Genomic DNA, 540 nt, shown 5'->3' on the forward strand with positions numbered 1-540 from the left:
GTGCGCCGGCCAGAGGCGTGGCTCTTCCCCGGCGATCGTGCCGGCCAGCCGATCACCAGGGATGCGGTGGGACAAGCCTGCGCGAAAGCGCGCGACCTCTCCCGGTTGCCCAAACCGGTCACGCCGCACAGCCTGCGGCACGCCTTCGCCGTCCATCTATTGGAGACCGGCGCCGACGTGCGCACCATTCAACTGCTGCTCGGTCACCGCAGCCTCGCGACCACCGCCCATTACCTGCGGATTGCCACCAACAAGGTCTGCGCCACGTCGAGCCCGTTCGAGCTCTTGCCGCGTCCGGCCCCCACCCCGCTGCCACCGGCCAAGCCTCAGTACTTCTGAGCTCGAGCAGATGGCCCGCTCGGGGCCGGAGGTGGCGGATATCTTCCGCCGCTACGGCGAAGCCTATCGCGTGCAGCATGACGCGTCGCTCAGCACCGCGCAGCGTCGCGTCATGACGGCGATTGAACTCTGCCGCACCGCCGCGCTCGGCGGGCATGTCGAGCAGTGCGATCAATGCGGCCACCAGCGCATCGCCTTCAA

The 540-nt window shown here is 68.7% G+C and carries 2 protein-coding genes; both read left to right on the forward strand.

The genetic code is table 11. The annotated features are described in order from the left end of the window. Positions 1–339, forward strand: a 339-nt coding sequence (locus ACFFNA_RS39825) for a tyrosine-type recombinase/integrase (protein ID WP_378925840.1), incomplete at its 5' end; no start/stop codon positions are given. A gap of 10 nt (positions 340–349) precedes the next feature. After that, on the forward strand, positions 350–540 hold a 191-nt coding region (locus ACFFNA_RS39830), incomplete at its 3' end, for a transposase zinc-binding domain-containing protein (RefSeq protein WP_378925842.1).

It is taken from the genome of Mesorhizobium kowhaii, from assembly GCF_042431665.1.
In the GTDB taxonomy this organism is placed as follows: Bacteria; Pseudomonadota; Alphaproteobacteria; order Rhizobiales; family Rhizobiaceae; genus Mesorhizobium; species Mesorhizobium kowhaii.